2 rRNA genes are annotated in these 3,568 nt (G+C 59.3%); both read right to left on the reverse strand.

Annotation, left to right across the window (positions count from 1 at the left end):
- Positions 1-8: 8 nt before the first annotated feature.
- Positions 9-125: ribosomal RNA gene (gene rrf, locus CRP39_RS26025) — 5S ribosomal RNA — on the reverse strand.
- 136 nt (positions 126-261) lie between these two features.
- Positions 262-3,390: ribosomal RNA gene (locus tag CRP39_RS26030) — 23S ribosomal RNA — on the reverse strand.
- Positions 3,391-3,568 lie beyond the last annotated feature (178 nt).

The raw sequence follows: 3,568 nt of genomic DNA on the forward strand, positions 1-3,568 counted from the left end.
GAATGGTTGTCCGGCGGCGTCCTACTCTCCCACCCCGTCTCCGGGGCAGTACCATCGGCGCTGAGAGGCTTAGCTTCCGGGTTCGGAATGAGACCGGGCGTTTCCCTCTCGCCATGGCCGCCGTAACGCTGTGAACATGTCGAACTCGGCCGAAAACAACCGGTTCGTGCGTTCAGAACTACACAGTGGACGCGTGTGAAATGGTGCCTGTCATCTTCCACCGAACATCCGCTGCGGGCAGCGGCGGATTCGTGTGGGTGTGTGGTCAAGTCCTCGGCCTATTAGTACCGGTCAGCTCCACACCTTGCGGTGCTTCCACTTCCGGCCTATCAACCCGCTGGTCTGGGCGGGGGCCTTACCCGGTTGTTCCGGTGAGAGACCTCATCTTGAAGCGAGCTTCCCGCTTAGATGCTTTCAGCGGTTATCCCTGCCGAACGTAGCCAACCAGCAGTGCACCTGGCGGTACAACTGGCACACCAGAGGTTCGTCCGTCCCGGTCCTCTCGTACTAGGGACAGCTCTTCTCAAGTCTCTTACGCGCGCGGCGGATAGGGACCGAACTGTCTCACGACGTTCTAAACCCAGCTCGCGTACCGCTTTAATGGGCGAACAGCCCAACCCTTGGGACCTACTCCAGCCCCAGGATGCGACGAGCCGACATCGAGGTGCCAAACCATCCCGTCGATATGGACTCTTGGGGAAGATCAGCCTGTTATCCCCGGGGTACCTTTTATCCGTTGAGCGACACCGCTTCCACATGCCGGTGCCGGGTCACTAGTCCCAGCTTTCGCTCCTGCTCGACCCGTCGGTCTCACAGTCAAGCTCCCTTGTGCACTTGCACTCGACACCTGATTGCCAACCAGGCTGAGGGAACCTTTGGGCGCCTCCGTTACATTTTGGGAGGCAACCGCCCCAGTTAAACTACCCACCTGACACTGTTCCTGATCCGGATCACGGACCGAGGTTAGACATCCAATTCGACCAGAGTGGTATTTCAACGGCGACTCCACGAACACTGGCGTGCCCGCTTCACGGTCTCCCACCTATCCTACACAAGCCGAACCGAACACCAATATCAAGCTATAGTGAAGGTCCCGGGGTCTTTCCGTCCTGCCGCGCGTAACGAGCATCTTTACTCGTAGTGCAATTTCGCCGAGCCTGTGGTTGAGACAGCTGAGAAGTCGTTACGCCATTCGTGCAGGTCGGAACTTACCCGACAAGGAATTTCGCTACCTTAGGATGGTTATAGTTACCACCGCCGTTTACTGGCGCTTGAGTTCTGAGCTTCGCCCCGAAGAGCTAACCCGTCCCCTTAACGTTCCAGCACCGGGCAGGCGTCAGTCCGTATACATCGTCTTACGACTTCGCACGGACCTGTGTTTTTAGTAAACAGTCGCTTCTCACTGGTCTCTGCGGCCCCCTCCCGCTGCCCCGTGCAAGACGGTTCACGGACGAGGGCCCCCCTTCTCCCGAAGTTACGGGGGCATTTTGCCGAGTTCCTTAACCACAGTTCGCTCGATCGCCTCGGTATTCTCTACCTGACCACCTGAGTTGGTTTGGGGTACGGGCCGCTCGGAACTCGCTAGAGGCTTTTCTCGGCAGCATAGGATCATCCCATTCGCCTCACTCGGCTATGCGTCAGGCCTCACCCTGTATGTCCGACGGATTTACCTGCCGGACGGGCCACACCCTTGCACCGGTACTACCACTCACCGGTAGGACTACCTTCCTGCGTCACCCCATCGCTTGCCTACTACCAGTCCGGATCCCAGCCTCGGCCGGCTCGCTCCACAAGGGAACTCACCGGCGTCGGGTGGTTAGCATCGCTGGGTTCGGCATGGGCGCTCCTTCGCGGGTACGGGAATATCAACCCGTTGTCCATCGACTACGCCTGTCGGCCTCGCCTTAGGTCCCGACTCACCCTGGGCGGATTAGCCTGGCCCAGGAACCCTTGGTCTTCCGGCGGGGGAGGTTCTCACTCCCCTCTCGCTACTCATGCCTGCATTCTCACTCGCGTGGCGTCCACGGCTGGATTCCTCCGCCGCTTCACCCACCACGCGACGCTCCCCTACCCATCCACACACCTGGCCGGCCCTCCGAAGAGAACCGACGGGCTTTCGTGTGAATGCCACGGCTTCGGCGGTGTGCTTGAGCCCCGCTACATTGTCGGCGCGGAACCACTTGACCAGTGAGCTATTACGCACTCTTTCAAGGATGGCTGCTTCTAAGCCAACCTCCTGGTTGTCTCTGCGATCCCACATCCTTTTCCACTTAGCACACGCTTAGGGGCCTTAGCCGATGATCTGGGCTGTTTCCCTCTCGACTACGAACCTTATCGCCCGCAGTCTCACTGCCACGCTCTCACTTACCGGCATTCGGAGTTTGGTTGACGTCAGTAACCTTGTGGGGCCCATCGGCCATCCAGTGCTCTACCTCCGGCAAGAAACACGTGACGCTGCACCTAAATGCATTTCGGGGAGAACCAGCTATCACCGAGTTTGATTGGCCTTTCACCCCTACCCACAGCTCATCCCCCAGGTTTTCAACCCTGGTGGGTTCGGTCCTCCACGCGGTCTTACCCGCGCTTCAACCTGGCCATGGGTAGATCACTCGGCTTCGGGTCTAGAGCACGCGACTCAAAACGCCCTGTTCGGACTCGCTTTCGCTACGGCTACCCCACACGGGTTAACCTCGCCACGTACCGCTAACTCGCAGGCTCATTCTTCAAAAGGCACGCAATCACCCCCGCCCCGAAGGAACGGCAGGCTCTCACGGCTTGTAGGCACACGGTTTCAGGTACTATTTCACTCCCCTCCCGGGGTACTTTTCACCTTTCCCTCACGGTACTAGTCCGCTATCGGTCACCAGGGAGTATTCAGGCTTAGCGGGTGGTCCCGCCGGATTCACACCGAATTTCACGGGCTCGGTGCTACTTGGGAACACGTTCGGGAGGAACCGGATTTTCGTGTACGGGGCTCTCACCCTCTACGGCGACCCCTTCCAGAGGCCTTCCACTAACCACGGTCCTTTATCACTCCCCGCCACCTCGGCAGAGATGGCAGAACGGTCCCACGACCCCGACCACACAACGCCTGCCGGCTATCACATGCGATCGGTTTAGCCTTCTCCGCTTTCGCTCGCCACTACTCACGGAATCACGGTTGTTTTCTCTTCCTGTGGGTACTGAGATGTTTCACTTCCCCACGTTCCCTCCACACGCCCTATGTGTTCAGGCGCGGGTCACACCACATGACTGGTGCGGGGTTCCCCCATTCGGACATCCTCGGATCAACGCTCGGTTGGCAGCTCCCCGAGGCTTATCGCAGCCTCCTACGTCCTTCATCGGCTCCTGGTGCCCAGGCATCCACCGTGTGCCCTTAACAACTTGGCCACACAAAACCCCCACGCCGACCATCTCCTCCCGAGGAAGGAAACGCCCGCGCCGGGGACCTACAAGAAACTCCGCTACATCAGAGAAGATTCGATTTGAAGATGCTCGCGTCCACTGTGCAGTTCTCAACGTACGACCGGCCATCCGCCCACTCCGCACCCGCCGGACCCCCACCACA

Origin of the sequence: Geodermatophilus sabuli (genome assembly GCF_900215145.1) — a bacterium.
GTDB classification, from domain to species: domain Bacteria; phylum Actinomycetota; class Actinomycetes; order Mycobacteriales; family Geodermatophilaceae; genus Geodermatophilus; species Geodermatophilus sabuli.